The sequence below is a fragment of the Rhizobium sp. 'Codium 1' genome (assembly GCF_020889605.1).
GTDB classification, from domain to species: Bacteria; Pseudomonadota; Alphaproteobacteria; order Rhizobiales; family Rhizobiaceae; genus Allorhizobium; species Allorhizobium algae.
The window spans coordinates 20,156-40,733 of record NZ_JAJGPW010000011.1 but is presented as its reverse complement, the minus strand read 5'-3'; the positions used below and the strand labels follow the sequence as shown (position 1 = coordinate 40,733).

General features: G+C 54.4%; 18 protein-coding genes and 3 pseudogenes. 20 read left to right on the top strand and 1 reads right to left on the bottom strand.

Annotated features, from left to right (window positions below; all coding sequences use genetic code 11):
* Positions 1–322: pseudogene (locus LJE98_RS19860) on the top strand (integrase core domain-containing protein); the annotation flags it as partial.
* Positions 323–524: 202 nt separating this feature from the next.
* Positions 525–908: pseudogene (locus tag LJE98_RS19855) on the top strand (site-specific integrase); the annotation flags it as partial.
* A 37-nt stretch (positions 909–945) separates the two neighbouring features.
* Here LJE98_RS19855 and LJE98_RS19850 read toward each other — a convergent pair.
* Positions 946–1,089: a hypothetical protein gene (locus tag LJE98_RS19850; RefSeq protein ID WP_229577003.1), complete on the bottom strand. Its 144-nt coding sequence runs from the start codon at positions 1,087–1,089 to the stop codon at positions 946–948.
* Positions 1,090–1,557: 468 nt separating this feature from the next.
* On the opposite strand from LJE98_RS19850, the pseudogene LJE98_RS20300 reads away from it, so the two are divergent.
* From LJE98_RS20300 to LJE98_RS19765, 18 genes and pseudogenes are all read left to right on the top strand, one after another.
* Positions 1,558–1,785: pseudogene (locus LJE98_RS20300) on the top strand (hypothetical protein); the annotation flags it as partial.
* Positions 1,786–1,791: 6 nt separating this feature from the next.
* Positions 1,792–2,568 carry a hypothetical protein gene (locus LJE98_RS19845; RefSeq protein ID WP_229577002.1) on the top strand — a complete coding sequence of 259 codons (777 nt, stop codon included), beginning with the start codon at positions 1,792–1,794 and terminating at the stop codon, positions 2,566–2,568.
* 44 nt (positions 2,569–2,612) lie between these two features.
* Positions 2,613–3,734: a GDP-mannose 4,6-dehydratase gene (gmd, locus tag LJE98_RS19840; RefSeq protein WP_229577001.1), complete on the top strand. Its 1,122-nt coding sequence runs from the start codon at positions 2,613–2,615 to the stop codon at positions 3,732–3,734.
* Positions 3,735–3,783: 49 nt separating this feature from the next.
* Positions 3,784–4,734 (top strand): UDP-glucuronic acid decarboxylase family protein, encoded by a 951-nt coding sequence (locus LJE98_RS19835; protein WP_229577000.1) that lies wholly within the window; start codon positions 3,784–3,786, stop codon positions 4,732–4,734.
* Between the two features lie 63 nt (positions 4,735–4,797).
* Positions 4,798–5,529 carry a class I SAM-dependent methyltransferase gene (locus LJE98_RS19830; protein WP_229576999.1) on the top strand — a complete coding sequence of 244 codons (732 nt, stop codon included), beginning with the start codon at positions 4,798–4,800 and terminating at the stop codon, positions 5,527–5,529.
* Between the two features lie 3 nt (positions 5,530–5,532).
* On the top strand, positions 5,533–6,504 hold the full coding sequence (locus LJE98_RS19825; protein WP_229576998.1) for a GDP-mannose 4,6-dehydratase: 972 nt from the start codon (positions 5,533–5,535) through the stop codon (positions 6,502–6,504).
* Complete coding sequence (locus LJE98_RS19820; RefSeq protein WP_229576997.1) at positions 6,501–7,583, top strand: acyltransferase family protein; 1,083 nt, start codon at positions 6,501–6,503, stop codon at positions 7,581–7,583. Before LJE98_RS19825 ends, LJE98_RS19820 begins: the two co-directional genes overlap by 4 nt.
* Positions 7,580–8,755, top strand: coding sequence for a glycosyltransferase family 4 protein (locus tag LJE98_RS19815; protein ID WP_229576996.1), 1,176 nt, complete (start codon positions 7,580–7,582; stop codon positions 8,753–8,755). Before LJE98_RS19820 ends, LJE98_RS19815 begins: the two co-directional genes overlap by 4 nt.
* Before the next feature lie 10 nt (positions 8,756–8,765).
* Entirely contained in the window at positions 8,766–9,686 is a 921-nt protein-coding gene (locus tag LJE98_RS19810; RefSeq protein WP_229576995.1) for a glycosyltransferase, read from the top strand.
* Between the two features lie 71 nt (positions 9,687–9,757).
* Positions 9,758–10,699: a class I SAM-dependent methyltransferase gene (locus LJE98_RS19805; RefSeq protein ID WP_229576994.1), complete on the top strand. Its 942-nt coding sequence runs from the start codon at positions 9,758–9,760 to the stop codon at positions 10,697–10,699.
* A 95-nt stretch (positions 10,700–10,794) separates the two neighbouring features.
* The gene (locus tag LJE98_RS19800) at positions 10,795–11,907 is read left to right on the top strand and encodes a glycosyltransferase family 4 protein (protein WP_229576993.1); all 1,113 of its coding nucleotides are present in this window, start codon (positions 10,795–10,797) and stop codon (positions 11,905–11,907) included.
* Positions 11,904–13,361, top strand: coding sequence for a lipopolysaccharide biosynthesis protein (locus LJE98_RS19795; RefSeq protein ID WP_229576992.1), 1,458 nt, complete (start codon positions 11,904–11,906; stop codon positions 13,359–13,361). The genes LJE98_RS19800 and LJE98_RS19795 overlap by 4 nt, the downstream gene beginning before the upstream one ends.
* Positions 13,362–13,411: 50 nt before the next feature.
* Positions 13,412–14,641, top strand: a complete 1,230-nt coding sequence (locus tag LJE98_RS19790) for a hypothetical protein (protein WP_229576991.1) — start codon at positions 13,412–13,414, stop codon at positions 14,639–14,641.
* A 66-nt stretch (positions 14,642–14,707) separates the two neighbouring features.
* Positions 14,708–15,598: an FkbM family methyltransferase gene (locus LJE98_RS19785; RefSeq protein WP_229576990.1), complete on the top strand. Its 891-nt coding sequence runs from the start codon at positions 14,708–14,710 to the stop codon at positions 15,596–15,598.
* A gap of 300 nt (positions 15,599–15,898) precedes the next feature.
* Positions 15,899–17,056 (top strand): acyltransferase family protein, encoded by a 1,158-nt coding sequence (locus tag LJE98_RS19780; protein ID WP_229576989.1) that lies wholly within the window; start codon positions 15,899–15,901, stop codon positions 17,054–17,056.
* 12 nt (positions 17,057–17,068) lie between these two features.
* On the top strand, positions 17,069–18,301 hold the full coding sequence (locus LJE98_RS19775) for a glycosyltransferase family 4 protein (protein WP_229576988.1): 1,233 nt from the start codon (positions 17,069–17,071) through the stop codon (positions 18,299–18,301).
* Positions 18,302–18,335: 34 nt separating this feature from the next.
* A complete protein-coding gene (locus LJE98_RS19770) occupies positions 18,336–19,481 on the top strand; it encodes a glycosyltransferase (RefSeq protein WP_229576987.1) in 1,146 nt (381 codons plus the stop codon).
* Positions 19,482–19,534: 53 nt separating this feature from the next.
* Positions 19,535–20,578 carry a polysaccharide biosynthesis protein gene (locus tag LJE98_RS19765; protein WP_229576986.1) on the top strand — a complete coding sequence of 348 codons (1,044 nt, stop codon included), beginning with the start codon at positions 19,535–19,537 and terminating at the stop codon, positions 20,576–20,578.

The window sequence follows — 20,578 nt, the reverse complement described above, 5'->3', positions numbered from 1 at the left end:
TTTCCGATTTCACCTATGTGGCTACTTGGCAGGGCTTCGTTTACGTCGCGTTCGTGATCGATGCCTTCGCTCGCCGTCTGTCGGAAGCGTTGGCGACAGTTACGACAACGCTCTCGCCGAAACGATCAACGGTCTTTACAAGGCCGAGGTCATCCATCGGCGAGGACCATGGCGAAACTTCGAAGCCGTGGAGTTCGCCACGCTCGAATGGGTCGACTGGTTCAACCACCGTCGCCTTCTGGAACCCATCGGGAATATTCCGCCAGCCGAAGCCGAGGAGCAGTATTACGCCATGCTGGACCCGCCAGCTATGGCCGCATAACTCAAACGAAATGGCCTCCGGAAAACCCGGAGCGGTTCATACCGAGCTTGTCGCTTCTATAGTGCGAAGATAGATATTTGCTCGAGGATTCCGGGTCGTCACGGCTTCAAAGGCAGACCAGTTGAGTTAGGCGCCGGGGAAAATCCTTGGCACCACCACAGGGGCATCCTACGCGTGAACTTCAACATCGATTGGAGGTAACATGGCGACGATCCGGAAGCTCAGAAGACGTTGGCAGGCGCAGGTGCGCCGGCGGGGCATGAAACCCCGGTGCAAGTCCTTTGACAGCGAGCAGGAAGCCGAGAAGTGGGCGCGCGATCTGGAAGCCCAGGTCGATCGCTTTGGTGCTGCCCCAGACACGAAGATCCTCGAAGGCACGACGCTCGGACAACTTCTGGTACGTTACCAGCGCGAGATCTCTCCTACCAAGCGCGAATCCGTCCAGGAGACCCAGCGGATCGACGTGCTGCGTCGTCATGATCTTGCCTACGGGACTTTGATCGGGCTGAGCCAGCAGGACATCGCATCGTTCCGTGGGAAGCGGGCTCCAGTCGGTTGCCCGGCTGAGGACGCCAGACGGCGCGCTCGACCATCACAACTGCGGCGATGTCAGAATTGTCCGATCAGGCCTGCGCGAACGCAGCCGGTGAACCGGAGCCAGCGAAGGCGTAGCGCTTGGTTGCCGCGGTATGATCCAAACGGGGATCAACAGGATCCATGAGGGGGAGTGCTTCCATGATTGAAGCGAAGCGGATAAAGGTCTTCATAGCCCAACTCCTTCTCACTAAGGTTGTGGGTCAGGCCCTCGTTCGGCGTTGGTAGCACCAGCGAGGGCCGCTTAAGTTACGGAGATCGTTTGACTATCCGGCACGCGCCCGACTTAGCCCGGACACCATGCTCCGGCAAGGTAAATAGAACGCAGCCGGAACAAAGAGCTCCGGTATGGTCAACGATTTGCAGGACAAGTGCACTATGCGTCATCGAGTGGGCTTCGGCATTGGCGAAAAAATGGAGGGATGCCTCTAGCTTAAGCGGTGCTGCGGAACGGCCCCCATGTTCAATAGCTTCGACATTCGTCCAACTTGAGTTGGGTGCCACATTCCCGTCAGTTTTCGGGGAACAGCGCAGCTCCCGAGGAAAAGGCGCGGGCACCGAGCGGCTGCAGGCAGCCCCGCTAGTGAAGAAAACAGACATCTGGCAAATCATCATGTCGAGCGCAGGCAGTCACTACGGGTGCGGCCGAAATCACTTGCCGTGCTACAAAGATGCTGTTAACCGGACGTCAATCTACCTACGATCCCTTGGCCAAGGTTCATTTCCCAGCCAAGTCGGGCAATATTTTGCTGCAAATTATTGAGGTGCAGCTGGTCGCTCTGTTGGCGAAGACGGCATGGTACGGTTTGCTGCTAAATTTGGCCGCGTCAGTGCGAAGCCTTGTGGTACTGGCGAATTTTCAGGATTGATCCCTCATGACCGACGAAATGCGAAGCACAGAGAATTTAGCCAGCGATGAAAAAACTGAACGTGTCATCGTGTACTCGGACCTGCTTCGGGCGGCTCGCGCCGGTTGGCTTTGGATTTTGGGTTTAACTTTGGTTGCGACTGTCGTGAGCGTCGTCTGGGATGCTCGTCGCCCGCCGCTTTTCGAGGCAAATGCAACAGTAAGAATTGGATGGGTTCACGACGGCTTCAGTATTGTTCCAATCGAGCCAATCGAGGATCTCGTTATCATGATGAAGCAGGAGAGTTTCTTGAAGCCTGTCTTTGAGGGACTTAATGTGGATAGTGTAAGTGACAGAGAGAAAAATGAATTTTCTGGGACGCTTTCCATAAAATGGGCTCCGAAATCAAATATGGTCGAATTTAAAAATTTTTCCACGTCGAAGGAAAGTGCTCGCGTTTTGTTGGAAAGGCTAATTTCCTTCAAGGTTGCTCAGCATGAAAAAATAGTAAACGATTTTTTTGCTTCACGCCAACAGATGTTGGCAGAATGCAATCGCCTCGCGGAGAGTGGAAATCAGAGCGAGTCTGCTGATTTGTTGGGCCGTTGCTCGGCGCAACAATTAACGCTTGCGCACCTGGTGCCGCCGTTGATGGCGCATACCGTCGTTTCTCAGTCAGTCAATGTTGCCGAAAGAGCGGTTTTTCCTTCGTTGTATTTTCTGATCGTGGCCTCCGTTTTGGGTGGTCTAGTATTTGGCACGTTGTTTTCATTTGTACTCGGGATTTACAAGCGCCCCGAGTAATCCAAATCGGCCTAAAAATTGAAATCCAGTCCTCGGCGAGTAACATGAGAAAAAAAGCACTAATCACTGGCATAACTGGACAAGATGGTTCCTATCTAGCGGAATTTCTTCTGGAGAAGGGGTATGAGGTGCATGGCCTCAGGCGTCGGTCATCATCTTTCAATTCCAATCGTATTGACCACATTTACAGAGATCCGCACGATCCAGATGCGCGGATGTTTCTGCACTACGGTGATTTGGCCGATTCCTCGGGGCTTTCTCGGATAATCCAGACGGTTCAACCGGATGAGGTGTACAACCTAGGCGCTATGAGCCATGTGGCCGTTTCGTTCGAGGCGCCTGAGTACACAGCTGATGTGGATGCTGTCGGTACGTTGCGCTTGCTGGAGGCGATCCGACTGCTCGGGCTGGCTAAGAAAACTCGTTTCTATCAAGCCTCTACTTCTGAGCTCTATGGTCTGGTCCAAGAGGTGCCGCAGAAGGAAACTACCCCGTTCCATCCGCGCAGCCCGTACGCCGTCGCTAAGATGTATGCTTATTGGATTACTGTAAACTACCGCGAAGCCTATGATATGTATGCATGTAACGGCATACTCTTCAACCACGAGTCACCTCGTCGCGGAGAAACTTTCGTTACACGAAAGATCACTCGGGCGATCGCCAACATTGCAATCGGCACTGAGAAGGTCTGCTATTTGGGCAACCTAGACGCGCTGCGCGATTGGGGGCATGCCCGTGACTACGTCGAAATGCAATGGTTGATGCTTCAGCAAGACGTGGCCGAAGACTACGTCATTGCGACGGGAAAGCAGTATTCAGTCCGCAACTTCGTAGACGCTGCCGCAGCAGAGCTGGGCATCAGCTTGCGATGGGATGGTCAGGGTCTGGATGAGAAGGGTATTGTTTCTGCCGTCGAGGGCGACAAGGCGCCTGGTGTCGTGGTTGGGCAGGTCATTGTGGCCGTCGATCCGCGCTACTTCCGGCCTGCCGAAGTCGAGACCCTTCTTGGCGATCCGAGCAAAGCCAAGGAAAAGCTCGGCTGGTCGCCGCGCATTTCCTTCGAAGAGATGGTGCGTGAGATGGTCCGCGAGGACCTTGTGATCGCGAAACGTCACGCGTTGCTCAAGTCGCACGGTATGGAATTGCCACACTCCGCGGGTATGTGAATTTCTCGCAGCAGTGACATCAAGTAGTTGAAAAGATTCGGTGGTTGAAATGAAATACGATGTCAGAACAAAACGCGTTCTGGTTACAGGCGGAGCTGGATTCCTCGGGTCGCACCTTTGCGAGCGCTTGCTTGACGCCGGGCATGATGTGCTGTGTGTGGACAACTTCTACACCGGGACGAAACGCAATATTGCACATTTGCTCGACAACCCGAACTTCGAGGTTATTCGTCACGACGTGACTTTTCCTCTCTTCGTGGAAGTGGACGATATCTATAACTTGGCTTGTCCAGCGTCGCCGATTCATTACCAGTTTGATCCCGTCCAGACGACAAAGACCTCTGTTCACGGTGCGATCAATCTGCTTGGGCTGGCCAAGCGCCTTCGTGCACGTATTTTTCAGGCGTCCACCAGCGAAGTTTACGGGGACCCTGAGGTCCATCCTCAGACAGAAGATTATTGGGGTCGTGTAAACCCAATCGGGATGCGCTCGTGTTATGACGAAGGCAAGCGTTGTGCGGAAACGCTATTCTTCGACTATCGACGGCAGCACAATCTGACTATCAAGGTTGCTCGGATTTTCAACACTTATGGGCCTCGGATGCACCCGAATGACGGGCGCGTGGTGTCGAATTTCATCGTGCAGGCCTTGCGTGGAGAGCCGATCACTCTTTACGGCGATGGGAACCAGACGCGATCGTTCTGCTACGTTGATGACCTGATCAGTGCCTTCTTGGCCATCATGGACACATCCGATGACGTGACCGGGCCCATTAACATCGGGAACCCAACTGAATTCACTATTCGTTCGCTCGCTGAGATGGTGGTTGAGCTCACAGGGTCCAAGTCCCGCATAGAGTTCCGGCCGTTGCCCTCCGACGACCCCAGACAGAGAAAGCCCGACATCACCCTGGCCCGCGAAGCTCTGGGTTGGGAGCCGACTACGGCATTGAGGGATGGTCTCCTGAAGACTATTGCCTATTTTGAGCAGACGCTCTGACGTGACATCAGCACACACGATGAGTGTTTAGTTGCAGACGCAGCCTGCTCTGTGAGGAAGAGAATGAGCAAGTTAAGAGACCGAATTTACGGCCAATACGTTACTGCATCCGGCGAGACTTCCCGACTGAGCAGTGTCGGCGATATGGAAGGACGACGTCCGACCATGGAGCATGTGATCGATAGCTACTTCCCGCCCGACAAATCATCCGTGATAATTGATTTGGGCTGTGGACACGGAACACTGGTTCATTTCGCCCACAAGCGCGGGTACCATGCCATGCGTGGTGTGGATGTTTCTGCGCAACAGGTGGCACTTGCCGCACGTTTGGGCATCGAGGGGGTGACTGAAGGCGATCTCTCTTCGACATTGGCGGCGCTACCTCCGGAGTCGGTGGATGGGATTGTGGCTTTCGACGTGATCGAGCATTTCACCAGGGACGAGTTGATCGATTTCGTTGATGCAGTCCATCGCGTATTGAAGAAGGGCGGTCGCTGGATCATTCACGCCCCAAATGGTGCTTCGCCATTCGTCGGTGCGATCCGCTATGGCGACTTCACGCACGAACTCGCTTTCACGCGCTCCTCCCTTGAGCAACTCATGCTCGCGTCGGGGTTTAGCCATCTCACTTGCCACGAGTGCGCGCCCAGAGTGCATGGGGTGAAAAGCGCCATAAGGTTCGTTGCATGGAAGCTTACCCGCCTCGTGCTTCAGTTCATGGATGCCGCTGAAACCGGGGAATTACGCCGCGACAGTTTGTTGACCCGCAACCTTTACGCGGTAGTCTGGAAATAGGTGATGAACCCTAGCCCACACGCGGCGAAAGCTAAGGTCGCGTTCATCTGTGGCGTCACGGGCCAAGATGGCGCTTATCTTGCTGCCCATCTGCTCGCGAAAGGCTATGCAGTGCATGGCTCGACACGTGCGCTCCCCTTGCCGCCAAAGAACAATTTGGCGCGACTTGGTATCGAAGAGCGTGTTCGCCTTGTGCAACTCAATCCCGAGTGTCTGGATTCGGTCCGCGCCCAACTTGCTGCGGCTGTACCGACAGAGGTTTACAATCTGGCAGGCCAGAGTTCTGTCGGAGCGTCTTTTTCGCGCCCCTACGAGACTTGGAAGAGTATCGAGATTGTCGTCAACAATTGGCTTGAGGCGATCCGTTGCGATGCGCCCGACACCCGGTTTTTCAACGCTGGATCGGCTGAATGCTTCGGTGCAGTCAATGGCGCGATTAGCGAAGTCACAAATATGGCACCTATGAATCCGTATGCGGCCGCCAAGGCTGCGGCTCGTTGGCAAGTCAGTATCTATCGTGAGTGCTTTGGGCTTCACGCAGCCACGGGTTTGCTTTTCAATCACGAGTCCCCGTTGAGAGAAGCTCATTTCGTGACGCGCAAGATCGTGGATGGCGCGCGAAGAATTGCTGAGGGAGATAAACAGGCACTGCATCTTGGCAATCTCGATGTTTGGCGAGACTGGGGCTGGGCGCCTGATTACGTTGACGCTATGTGGCGCATGTTGCAAGTTCCGAGCGCCACTGACTATGTGATCGCGACTGGTAAAACCGTCAGCTTGCAGTATTTCGTGGAGCTTTCATTCGCCCACTTCGGTCTCGACTGGCGAGAGCATGTTGTGAGCGATACGGCATTCATGCGACCGTTCGACATCGTACGCACTGAAGCTGACCCATCGAAAATTCGCCGAGAGTTGGGTTGGCAGGCCGCGCAATCGGTCGAGCAGGTGGTAGCTTTGATGGCTAATGCGACATGAGCATCCAAAATGCATCTCCGCTGTCTTCGACCGCATATTCTGGAAGATTGGTCAGGGTCGACTACCTAAGGGGCACTTTTGCCATCTTCGTCGCCCTTGGTCATTTGTATGACATGGCGCGGCTCAATTCCGATGCCACGGGATGGCTGGACGTGCCTCGTTCGCTCTTCGGCACCAATTGGGTCATAGGCTTCGTCGTTATCAGCGGCTTTCTGATCGAAAGCTCTGTCGAGGGCATGATGAAGCGAGGCGAGGGCGTCGCTCGGTACGTTAAGGCCCGAGCGACTCGGATTGCGCCCTTGTATTATTTTGGTTTTGCAGCAGCACTGACCGTCGAGTACGCAGGTACATCGCTGTTCAATCCGGGAACCAGGCCGGCATACTGGCTGCCCGGCGATTGGGCCACTATTCTTGGCCAGCTCCTGCTGATGCAGAATGTTTTGCTTGGCTTAGGCACCTTCGGTTCATTTGCGGCGACTTCAACGGTTGCGTTCGAGGTCTGGTACTACTGCTTATGGGCAATCCGTATCCGGTTTTTCCGAGAGCAAAATCTGCCGTTGGTCTTCCTGGGGATTATACTGCTTTGGCCGCAGCTTGTGGCGACCGATTGGGTACTCACCAATGACGTCTGCCTCTTTTGGGGCTACTGGCTTATTGGGGCCTATACTTGGCATTACCGCTATGCGCTCCTAAGTCAGCCGATCATTCGTATGATGACGCGCTTTGGTTACCTGTGGGTAATGATATTCATGTCCTGTTATCTAGTCGTTCCGGCGACTGTTTTGGCCGAATATTACTGGTTGTTGGCGTTGCTGTTTGCGCTGCTGTTGTTGAAGGAAGAGCAGCCGAATCCTGGGGTGCGCAATCGACGAGTAGCTGCTTTGCTGGGTGATGCGAGTTATCCGATCTTCATCATGCATGGACCCGCTGGCATCTTCACAGCGTGGGCGCTGAATGCATCGGCATTCGAGGACTTCTACCTTCGGTACGGCAGTTTGCTTTGCGTAACAGCAGCAGTCTCATTGATTGTTGTTTTTCTTCTGGAGCGTCCATTGATGAGATGGCGTAGACAAGCATGAAAAAAGTTCGTTTGGCGTGGATATCCACGCACCCGATTCAGTACCAGGCGCCACTTTTGCGTCAGATTGCTACATGCCCCGACATCGAACTGACCGCGTTGTTCTTTTCGGATTTTTCGACGCGGAGCTTTGTCGATCCAGAGTTCAATCGAACTATTCATTGGGATACGCCCTTGTTGGAGGGGTATCACTCAGAGTTCTTGCCGGGGACGGGCTCGCAGGTCAGTGCGATCAAGGCCTTCGAGCCGCGTGTCGGCGGACTTTACAAGCGCCTCCACAAGGACAACTTTGATGCCGTGTTGGTGCAAGGCTGGCAGCACTACGGAATGCTCAAGGCGGCATGGCTGGCCAAGCGTGCAGGTTTGCAGGTGCTTATGCGTTGCGAGGCGACAGACCATGTGGCGTCGTCAAAAGGGCTAAAGGGCAAGGTGCGCGAGGCGATCGTTTCCTGCCTGCTGTCGAACGTTGATAAGTGTCTCGCTATCGGGACCCGAAATCGAGATTTCTATCTGCGCCGGGGCTTCAAGGCTGAGAACATTGGCAGCATGCCCTATTGTGTGGATAACGATCACTTCCGGCAGAAGGCAGAGGCGACCGATGTCTCCGCTTTGCGGGCCGAGCTGGGAATGGACGCGGATCGCCCCGTCATCCTGTACGCCAGCAAGCTGATGCGTCGGAAGTTTCCGGACCAGCTACTGCAGGCTTATGCCCAGTTGCCTGAGCCTCGGCCCTATCTGCTCTACGTGGGCGATGGCGAGCTTCGGGCAGCGCTCGAGGCCGAGGTTAAAGTGCAGAAACTTGGCGATGTTCGATTCTTAGGCTTCAGAAACCAAAGTGAGTTGCCGGCCTTCTATGCTCTGGCAGACATCTTCGTTTTGCCTTCCATCAACGAAACTTGGGGACTGGTGATCAATGAAGCGATGAATGCCGGCTGCGCCATCATCTCCACAGACCAAGTGGGCAGTGCAGTTGATTTGGTCGAACACGGCAAGAATGGGTATGTGCTCAAGGCAGGCGATACACCCGCTCTGACCGTCGCACTGAACTCATGTCTAGATGAGGAGCGCCTCGCGGCAATGCAGGCCGAGAGCCTAAAACGCATTGAGCATTGGGGTATCCGTGAAAATGTCCAAGGGCTGAGAGCGGCACTGGGCTTATCTGAGCTGGAGTAGGGGAGGGCACATGCGTTTCAGTATCGTGGTCCCCACGTATAACGAAGAGCACGACATTGCGAGGACGCTCGATAGCTTAGTCACGCTCGACTGGCCGGATCTTGAGATTATCGTCGTCGATGATTCGACAGATTCTACGCCGCGGATCGTTCGTTCCTATGCGGACAAGGGTGTCAAACTCATCCGGCCCGAAGTTCGCGAAGGGCGTTGCGGCGCACGAAATCTCGGCATCATGGCGGCGACAGGAGAGGTGGTGGTCGTTCTTAATGCTGACACTCACCTGCCGGTTGATTTCTTCAAGCGCATCGAGCCTCATTACGCCGCGGGAGCAGACTACGTCCTAGTGCGCTCTGTGGTCGAAAACATGAACGACCTGTTTGCACGCTATGTCGAGTCTTCCGGCATCGCGCTGTTCTACGGCCAAGATCCGAACCTCCTGGAGTGGACCGAGGGTTTTTCATGCCGCCGCGAGATGGCGATCCGCGCAGGCCTCTTTCCCACCGGTTTCGCGGTTCCCATCTGTGCGGGCGAGGACGGATTCTTTGGAGAGAAGCTCCGCAAGCTCGGCGCTCGCAAGAAAGTCGATCTGGACATTGTGGTTACTCATGTGGCGCCGGCTCCCATCGGCGAGTATTGGGCAATTCGCAAGGGGCGCGGGCAAGGTAGTCCCCAGGTTCGCCGGTTCCTTCAGAAATGGAGTTTCAGCCGCATTTTGGTCCGTGCCGCACTTAGGGTTGCAAAAAACAGTTTCATGGCGCTGTCGCTGTTCCCGATGCTTTGGGTTTGCTTTCGCTACGCCCGTGTTTCTCCACTGGGCGCGCGTGATACGCTGCCGTTTTGCTGGGCATGGTTGATCGAGCAGGCCGCATTCAGCGTGGGAGAGTGGCAAAGCCTTAAGCGCATCTATCTTGCCGAGCGCTCGCTGACCTGATAGTGCGCAGCTTCAGCCAGTATACAAGCAATCCACAGACGCATCGCGCGTCTGGCTGCACAGGGACAATCATGAGCCACTTGCCTGTCGGAGATCACACGCCTTCCGGGTACAGTTTGCCTGCGTCTAGTCGGCTTGAGCCAGTCAAACGACTGATCCGCGCCTATATTTACCCTTTGTACAACATTTGGAATCATCCGCGGCTGAAGGCCCGATACGGCCATCCAAGCATTGATGCCGATTTGTACCTGTGGGGTCAGCGGGGCAACGATTACGAGCGACATCGCCGACGTGTTGCCCGCTTTGTCCCGATCCAGTTCGCGCGCATATTGGTTGCTGGCTGTGGTACCGGGCGAGACGTAGAATCATGGGCTCGGCTGGGTCCGAAGTCTATTATGGGGCTCGACCTGTTTTCCTACCGTCAAGCATGGGAGATGTGGCAGTCGCGCTTCTCAACGGTGGCTCCTGAGGTGGATGTGTCTTTCGCTCAGGGAGACCTGGAAGATCTCAGCCAGTTTCCTGATGCAAGTTTTGACCTAATCAGTTCGGACGCTGTTTTCGAGCATGTTCGGGACTTGCAGACGGTGCTTTCTCAGTTCCACCGTATTCTGAAACCCGGTGGCGTGCTTTATGCAACCTTCGGGCCACTGTGGTACGGCTGGGGTGGAGACCATGTGTCGGGATACGATTCCGTACTGTCCGGCTTCAATCACCTGACCATGGAGGGAGCCGCCTACCGCCATTATCTCGACGGGTTGGGGTCTCAGGAGCATTCTGAGCACGATGGGAGAACGTGGATCGACAACGATCTGTTCAGCCGCCTGAAGCCGGTGCAGTATCTTCAATACCTCGACGCGGCGGGGTTCGAACGAATTTTCGTGTCCGAGATCATTGATCCGTCTGCGGTCGCTTGCCTTCAACATCCCGAGTTTGATCGCAGCCCCCTCCGGGACGTGGACGAGCATGATTTGATCGCCTCCGGCATGTCCATTATCTACCGACGCTCATCGTGAGTGGTATTTCTGACAGAGAGAGCGCTGCTGCAGACCCATTGAAGGTTGTCACGTCCTGCAGGGGGCGATTTCATATTTTTGACCAGGCACGCGAGTTGGCCAGCCTCGGCGTGCTTCATCGGCTCATTACGGATTATCCAGTCAGCCACGCCGAGCACTTTGGTGTTCCAGCAGACAAAGTCCACTCCCTATTGTTGCAGGGCGTCCTCAACCAAGGTTACGTGAGGTCGCGCCGTTTGCTCCCTGCCGCGCTTCAGGACTACGCTGACGAACTCATTCATAATAAGTTTTCTAAACGACTAGCAAACTACATTCCCAACGACAGCGATTTCTTCATTGGGCTCTCGTCTTTCTGTCTTGAAGCGTTGCAATATTGCCGCGAGCAGAATATTTCCTGCGCGGTGGATCACGGTAGCTTCCATTTGCAAGGCAGCAATTCGATATTGCAAGAAGAGGCTCGGCGTTGGGGCATTCGGGGAGCTTTGCCGATTGTCCAGGACTGGGTGATCGAAAAAGAAAATCGGGAGTACGAATGTGCGGAACGAGTGTATGTGCTCTCGACCGCGGCACGCGACAGCTTTCTTCGGTTTGGGGTCCAACAAGAGAAGATCTTCGTTAATCCCTGCGGGGTCGATCTAAGCGCGTTCCGTCCTGGACTGAAGCGGGACGATGTCTTTCGTGTGATCCAGGTCGGTGCGGTGAACCTTCGCAAGGGGGTGGTGACAGCCTTGAGTGCGTTTGCTGATTTTAAAGCCGCCGATGCGCAGATGTGGTTTGTGGGCGGCACACTCGAAGGTAGCGAAATCGAGACTGTCGCTGAAAAATTCCTTTCACCGCGGGTACAATTCCTCAAACCGGTGCCGCAGTTCGAGCTGAATGATTTCTATCAGCAGAGCTCTGTGTTTGTTCTTGCCTCTTTAGAGGACGGCTTTGGTATGGTGGTGGCTCAGGCTATGGCCTGCGGGCTACCGGTGATCGTGACGGAAAATGTAGGGGCGCGAGACCTAGTGCAGGACGGCGTCAACGGGTTCGTCGTGCCGGTGGGAGCCCCGGAAGTGATCGCAGAACGGCTCCGCTATTTATATGAACAGCCTGAACTCCGCCGCGAAATGGGTGTGAAGGCTCGACAGACTGTTGAATCAGGTTACGGCTGGAGGGATTATGGCCTCAGGCTCGTCTCGTCGATTAGATCACAGGTGCATGCATGACCGGCGAGTCTGACATGCGGGGACGCATTCTTCGCGCAATCGGCGCGGAGGGGGTTGGACAATTGCTTAATGTAGCAGTGCGGCTTCTTCTGGTTCCGCTGTTTTTGGCTGCTTGGGGTCCCGAGACTTATGGGGAATGGCTTATCCTGACTGCTGTTGCCGGTTGGTTTGGATTGGCCGACTTGGGGGGGCAGCTGTATTTCGTTAACCGCATGACTGAAGCCTGGGCCCAACAAAAGCTAGGGGATTTCCAAAAAATATTTGCGACCGGTCTCATTTTCTTCGGCGTTTCCTCGGCTGTGCTGATGAGCCTGGCGGCGGCGGTGTTGACCGCGCCATTCATTCCCAGCTGGCTAGGTATTCAAAGAACGAACACGGATGTCGTTTATTGGGTCTTGATCATCATGTGCCTGCGCGTGCTGGCATCATTACCGCTCGGATTGCTGTTGGGGGTCTATCGAGCTACGGGGGCTCAGGCAACGAGTGTGATGTATGGCAATCTCATGCTGCTCGTTCAATTGATCGCTGGTGCGGCAGTATTGATGTCAAGCGGTGGAATGTTGCTCATGGCGCTGACCGAGGTCGTGGGCTTGTTCGTCGTATCTGCCTTGGTCGCTTTTGATCTGCGTCGTCGCATGCCTGCAGGCGTGCGTTTGTTTTGGCCTATCCACCCTCAGATGAGTATTCTGCAAGACGCGTGGTCCCCGAGCTTGCATTTCCTGGGGATCCAGCTGGCGATGGCTGTTATGATCCAAGGTAGCGTGATCGTGGTGGCAAAGGCTATGGGACCGCTTGAGGTTGTGGTTTTCTCAATCATGCGGACGATAGCGAATTTGGTCTCCCGGTTCCTGGGCATGATGGCCCACTCAGCTTGGCCTGAATTTACGCGGCTGCATAGCAAAGGCGAAACTCAGCGATTTCAAGCTCTGTTCCGCACGATCCTACTTGCCAGCACACTGGCAGGGTTGCTGTTCCTTGGCTCGGTTCAGCTCTTCGGTAGCCAGTTGTTCGCACTCTGGTTGGGCAAGCAGTTGCCCTACGAAACCCAAAGCATGCTGATGATGGGAGCCTTGGTCATTTTCACCAACACTTGGACACTCGGGGGCAATCTGCTCATGGCGACGAACCGCCATAATGATTATGCCAGGGTGCAGTTGCCGGTGAATATGATTGCACTTGGTGTGGCTTACCTTGGCGGAGTCTGGTTTGGTCTCGAGGGGTTCATTGGAGGTCTGATTTTCGGCCAATCGGTTCCAATGATTGTCCTGACTGCATGGATGCTTCGGCGCAATGCGTGGGGGGAGGCGTCCCGATATCTTGGCGCCCAAGCCGCGCTCGTGCTAGTTCTGCTGCCTCTTTACGTTAATCCGTGGAGCGCTTTACTGGTAATGGCAGGGGTCATGTTTTTGGGCGCCTGGAGGTTTTGGCCCCGCAATGCCAAGGCCAGTGATTGAGGATGGCTTCCCGATAAGTTTTCAGAGGGATGACAGCGCTGAGAGATTATTTGAACCTGATGAGCGTGGCGAAGATCTATCTCTTCGTTCAGCTTTTTATCACGCCTTTACTGCTAAGTGTCTTCGCGCACTCGTCGTTGGTGCGCACCATCGAAAGCGAATTGTATTTTCCGCTGGCGACCACGTTCACGCTGGAATCCGTTGCGGTGAGCGCGGTCGCCTATATCTGCTTCCTGTTGGGAGGGCAGGTCCGCCTGCCGCGATTGACCAGTGGCACGGAAGAGCTCGATTGGCGCAGCCCGAACGTCGTTCGGCTATTCTGGGTTATCTTTCTAACCGGCTTTGCATTCAAGTTGCTTCGAATTGTGCTCGGCGGCGATATCCAGGTCAGTAGCGCGCGGATCGGATTCTTCAGTGACGTGGCGACGTTTTTTCAGTCGTTGAACTGGTTTCATATGGTCGCACTGCCATTTCTCGCAATCGCCTATTATGAGAATAGAACTTCGGCTCGGCGAGTTGCGCGCTATTATCCGGTGGTGTTGTTGGCCTATCTTGTCAACGGGGCCATTAACGGTGCGACGTCATTCGTCATCTTTCCGCTGATGATGCATCTGGCGATCAGCCAGCGCTATCGTCCGATGGACGGTCTGCGGATTGTCGGGTTGGGGCTCGTGCTGGTGCTACTGGTGTATCTCAAGGTGTACTTGAAGGTGCTCATCCTTGATGATCCCACCAATCAATTCAGTTTCTCTGCCCCGTTAACGTTTCTCGTCAACCGCGTCAGCGTGTCTTTTGTCGTGTCCGCCATTACCAGTGATCCGGGTTTCTCCTATGGGTCAGGCATCATCGAGCAACTCCTCCAAAGTCTTAAGGTGCCGGGATTTGAATACGCCATTTCCGACGGGAATGCGTTGGGGCGCTATTATTCAATCATTCGTACGGATGATTTCGTCACCGGCGTAGCCGTCTCGCTGGTGGGTGACTTGCTTCTGCATTGGGGCGTCATCGGGGCGAGCGCTGGCATGTTTTTTACCGGTATGCTTTACGGGCATGTTGCATGTCTCAGCGAGTCTAAGCGCCGACTGCCCTGGATAGTCTATGCCGTACTCTGGCCCATCATGTTGCATGGACTTGAGAGTCCGGTTCCTGTGCTGATTGCCACAATCCTGAAGATGGCGGCGTTGTGTATAGCCTATTACTATTTCGGGCGCCTGTTTCTGTTGCCGGGAAAGAATATATGGGACTCTCGACTCTTTCCACTGCGCGTGAGGAAGTCGTAAAATAGCGATAATCAGTGTGAGGCAGCGCTGTTCGGTTGTCGGGATAGGAATAACTAAGGAATCGGTATGTCGCTTCTCACCACTATCAAATTCATCTTGGATCATCCGCTCAACCGAGAGCACAAACTCAGATCCATCCTCCGCTTTGCAAAGTGGCAGATAGGTAGCCGTCTTGTGCCCGGCGCAATTGTGTACGAGTGGGTAAATCAGTCAAAGTTTCTGGTTGAAACGGGGGAGACCGGACTAACCGGAAATGTTTACACCGGGCTTCATGAGTTTGCGGATATGGGTTTTCTGCTGCACTATTTGCGGCCTGAAGATTTGTTCGTCGATGTTGGTGCGAATGTCGGATCCTATACTATCCTGGCTTGTGCAGCTATTGGTGCGAAAGGCATTGCGTTCGAGCCGGTTCCAAGCACCTACGAGAAACTTGTCCAGAACTTGCATATAAATTATCTGGGTGACAAAGTTGAAAGCGTGAATAGTGGTGTGGGTGCAGGGCAGGGAACGATTGCCTTCACGAGTGATAGCGACACAACTAACCATGTGGTTGCGTCGGGTGAGCGCTATGAGAACACAGTAACCGTCAATGTTACTGCGTTGGATGCCGCCTTGACCGGTCAATTCCCATCACTGATAAAGATTGACGTTGAGGGATATGAGACTCCTGTTCTAGAAGGAGCGCGTCAAACATTGAAGAACCCCAGCCTAAATGCTGTCATTATGGAACTCAATGGAAGCGGTAGCCGCTATGGATTTGACGAATCAGAAATCCTTGCGTTGATGCTCAAGTGCGGATTTAAAACGTATTCATACAACCCAATCAGCCGAACGCTTATCGATCTTGATGGTAAGAACATAACTTCCGGAAATACTTTGTTTATCCGTGATAGGTTTTTTGTCGAAGAGCGATTGAAAGGCGCGCCCCGAGTAGAAATTTTGGGAAGCTTTTTCTAAGTGAGGTCCTCTTTGGACTCTGTGCGGTGTTTAGAAACGTAAAAAGCCCCGCGCCAACGTCTGGATCTCAATTGTCATATGCCTCTGGGCAAGGGAACACGATGATCCAGCAGTGCAAGGAACAAGACAAGCCTGGCAGTCGGGCCAGGTGCGCAGCCTTCTCGGTCACCAAGTGAGAGTTCGGCTTCATGAACGTGAGGTGCTGAGGCGCCACCGAGAACCAGGCCAACCTGTTGGCAGTGTATGCGTTGAGCAAATTGTGGATGGTATGGAAGCGACGTCGGAAAGCAGGAGGGATGCATGAGCGGGGCCGAGATAGCTCAGACGCGTCTACGCGAATCCTCGCTCGATCTCATCCGCGGCGGGGCCGCATTGTTGGTGTGTGCCAATCATTTGCGGGCCGTTAGTGTCGAAAATTTTCAGGATGTGTTGAACACTTCTATCTTACAAAAGTTATTTTATTTGATGACCAGCCTGGGGCATCAGTCGGTCATCGTCTTTTTCGTTCTGTCGGGTTACTTTGTCGGTGGCTCACTGCTGGCACGGGGAGTTGCGTTCTCATGGCGCGAGTATGGTTCCGCGCGACTGATACGATTGTGGGCTGTGCTTGTCCCGGCGCTTGTGCTCACGCTTGCAATTGATCTGCATGTGACGAGCGTGGCACCTGGTGTTTTGTCTGGCGAATATGCGACGACTTGGAATATGGGGCCGCAGCCTGGGGGTGACTATTCTTTGGGCGTGGGAGCATTCGTCGGGAACCTCCTGTTCCTGCAGGAGATTTTTCTCCCTGTATTCGGCAGTAACGATCCCTTGTGGAGCCTCGCCTTCGAATTCTGGTACTACATGCTTTTCCCGTTGCTGCTGATCGGTTTCGGAGGAGTTCTGGGTTCGCATCGAATAGGAACAAGGGGGCTAGCGCTACTGGTGGCTGGGCTCATTCTCATAGTTCTTCCCGATACGGCACGCGTTGGCTTTCTGTGCTGGCTTGGTGGCGCTATGGTGTTTGTTTTGAAGCGGAGCAAGCGCCGGATCTGGGTGCCGGTATGGCTAGGCTACATGATATTCGCGGGCGGGACCGTGGTGTCGCGGTGGCTGGGGAAGGCCGAGTACGCCCCCGCGCAGGTCGATCTCGTCATGGGGGGCGCCACGATATTCTTGCTTGTCGCGGTCGCAAACAAGGCGCAGCCTTCCCTGCTGGATACGCTCCTATCGCGAGGCGCCTATCATTTGTCAGAAATGTCGTACTCTTTGTACCTGATTCACTTTCCGCTGGTGCTTCTCATCGGCGGAACGTTTTTTGGTAATGGGCGGCTTGTCCCTAACCCGTATGGACTGGCGATTTACTTTTGCTGGCTTGGTCTTCTGCTGGTGGTCGCTTGGGGGTTCTGGTACCTCTTCGAACGTCATACGCTTGAGATACGACGTGTCGTTCAGCAATTTCTGGTGCGGACGCAGTGAATATTGAGACTCATGAGAACAAAGAAACGCATCGCGGTGCTTGCGCCTGACCTAAGTGAACATGGTGGCGTACAGTCCATCGTTGAAATGGTGGTGCATCTGATCGAACAGAGCGACAGATATGAGTGCCGGATCATCTCTTTGGGGACTTCAGCTTCAGATCCGACGAGTGTACGGCTTTGTAAGCCAGCCACTTGGTTTCGTGGAGTGCGAACCGAATCGCGGGAGTGGCGCGGGCGTAAGATCATGCACCTGGGCTGTTGGTTGAGTGAATTCGAGTTCATGCGTTACCGCCCGCGTCGTGCTCTTTCTATCCTGCTGGAAGATTGTGACTTGGTGCAGGTAATCGGCGGCTTCCCTGCATGGGGTGCGAGTGTTGCTTCGAATACGGTACCAGTTGTCAATTGGGCTGCTACTCGCTGCCTGTGGGAGCGTTCCACCTTGCTGCAGAGTCCGCACAGCGCCAAGGCGTTATGGCGGCGTTTCATGACCCTCCTTGTTGACAGAATTGACGTGCGCGCTGTGTCTCATGCAGACAAGTTCATGGTGATGAACCCACTTATGCGCGAGTTCGCAATCCGCGGCATTGGGAAGCCCGAAAGTGATGTGATCGATGCACCTCCTGGCGTAAACACTGACTTTTTCGCGCCGTCGACCATTTCGTCGAGCGAACGGCTTGAGAGTGACTACATCCTGTCGGTTGGCAGATTAGGTGACAGCCGGAAGAATCCAGAGCTGCTTTTGGATGCCTTCATCCTCGTTCGTGATGCTGTCGGTACGGATATCCGCCTCGTGCTTGCGGGTGCGACCGCACCAGATGCAGCTTTTTGGGAAAAGGTTGAGCGCGCTGGTGTTCGCGACTGGGTGAGTTTTCGCGCATCTCCAAGTCAGGACGAACTGCGGGCGCTTTATCAGGGGGCCATATGTTTGGCGCTATCTTCCAACGAGGAAGGATTTGGCATGGTGCTGGTTGAGGCAATGGCATGTGCAACGCCTGTTGTCGCGACGCGATGCGGCGGGCCCGAAGGGATCGTCACCGATGGCTGCGACGGATTTCTTGTGGCGGTCGGAGATGCTCGCGCGCTCGCAACTCGACTGGAGCTACTGGTTCGAGATCGCGAAATACGTGGAGCTTTGGGGCTCGGAGCACGGCAAACCGCTTTGCAACGCTTCTCCGAGATGGAATCAGGCAAAAAGTTTTTAAGAGTCTGGGGTGAATTGCTTGGGGTAACAGATGGAAAATGACTCGAGGCGTCCAGGTCGGAGGACGGGACGCGTTGTGCTCGTATTCATTCATCATTATCTGCCTGGCTTTGAAGCAGGAGGGGCGCTTCGCTCGCTTGCGAACATGGTCGAATTGCTGGGTGACGAGTTCGATTTTCATATAGTGACAAGCAACCATGATCTGCTCGATCGGAAGCCATATCCCGGCGTGCTTTTTAACCGCTGGGTACCAGTGGGTAAGGCCCGTGTCTGGTACTGCAGTGGGGGCTTGTCCGGTGCGTGGTCGCTATTCAAGGAGCTACGCAAATTTAACAAGGCGCCGGTTTATTTGAATAGCCTGTTCGATCCGGCCTTTTCCCTGGTGCCTCTGATGCTTGCCAAACTGGGGGTCTTTAAAGGGCCCGTGATTGTCGGGCCGCGGGGAGAGCTCTCTCCTGGGGCATTGCAACTGAAATCCGCCAAGAAACGTGTGTTTCTGAAGCTATCACAGACTCTTCGGTTGTATAAAGACGTGGTTTGGCATGCGAGTACGCAACTAGAGAAACAGGATATCGTTAAAATTTTCCCTGATGGGCGTGCTTCGCTACAGGTGCATGTGGCATGCGATCTGGTTACCCATTCAGCGTCTGATCGCGGCAAAGAAGGAGGTAATCGAGATGTCGTTTTCCTATCACGAATTTCCCGCAAGAAGAATCTCGACTTTGCTCTGAAGGCGCTTTCGCTATGCCAAGAGCCCGCCGTTTTCCATATTTACGGAACCATCGAAGATGCGGGTTATTGGGACGAGTGCAAAACCCTGATTGCCGGCTTGCCCTCGCATGTAAAAGTGGTTTTCCATGGGGCATTGGCGCCGGCGCAAGTGCCTGATGCTCTGGCCAGCCACGGATTGTTTTTCTTTCCGACCCGTGGAGAAAACTACGGTCATGTCATAGCCGAGGCATTGGCTGCGGGCTTGCCCGTGCTGCTCAGTGATCGGACCCCGTGGTATGATGTCGTGGATGGCGGTGCCGGGTGGGTGTTGACGCTCGACAATGTTGGAGGGTTTGCATATGCGATTGACGGCTTCATGCGAATGAGTAGTGAAGAACATCGTCGTCTGTCTGCGGACGTTCGTGCATTTGCCGCGAAACGCATTTGCCGTCCAGAGGATGTGGACGATAGTCGGCGCCTTTTCACTGAGGTCACGGAGGGCCTCCAATGAGGCGATTGCGCGACCCAAGACGTAACAGCAATTTTTTGTGTGAGTGATCAGGTATGTTTAAAGAAAAACGTTTGATGATCACTGGGGGAACTGGGTCTTTCGGCAACGCCGTACTGAAGAGGTTTCTTGATACTGATATAGCGGAAATCAGGATATTCAGCCGCGATGAAAAGAAGCAGGATGACATGCGCAAACGCTATGCGCATCCTAAACTCAAGTTTTACATAGGCGACGTGCGCGACTTGCGGAGTGTGGAGCAAGCCATGCGGGGCGTGGACTATGTGTTCCACGCCGCTGCTTTGAAGCAGGTGCCGTCCTGCGAGTTTCACCCAATGCAGGCCGTGCGCACCAATGTGCTCGGCACCGAAAATGTACTGGAGGCCGCCATTGCCGCAGGGATCAAACGTGTGGTGTGTTTGAGTACCGACAAGGCGGTCTACCCCATAAATGCCATGGGCATTTCCAAGGCCATGATGGAGAAGGTCATGGTGGCGGCCAGCCGCAATCTGGAGGCCTCATCAACCGTGATATGCGGGACGCGCTACGGTAACGTCATGGCTTCACGCGGTTCGGTAATTCCGTTGTTCGTTGATCAGGTATTCGGTGACAAACCCATCACCATTACCGACCCGTCAATGACCCGCTTCATGATGACGCTCGCTGACGCGGTTGATTTAGTGCTTTATGCATTCGAGCATGGCAACAACGGTGATATCTTTGTTCAGAAGGCCCCTGCTGCAACTGTTGATGTGCTCGCTAGGGCAATATTGGGGATCATGAATAGACCTAATCATCCTGTTCATGTCATGGGCACCCGCCATGGCGAGAAGTTGTACGAAGCCCTTCTGAGCCGTGAAGAAATGGCCAGCGCTGAGGACTTGGGTGACTATTTCCGGGTGCCGGCGGACGGCCGCGACTTGAACTACGCCAAGTTCGTTGATCAGGGTGAGCAGAAGCTAACGCAGACCGCCCATGGTGAAGATTACAACTCACACAACACTCAGCGACTTGATGTGGAGGGTATGAAGCAGTTGCTGTTGAAGCTTGACTTCATGCAACGGATTTCCCGCGGTGAGCACGCGGTAGCCGAGGAGTAA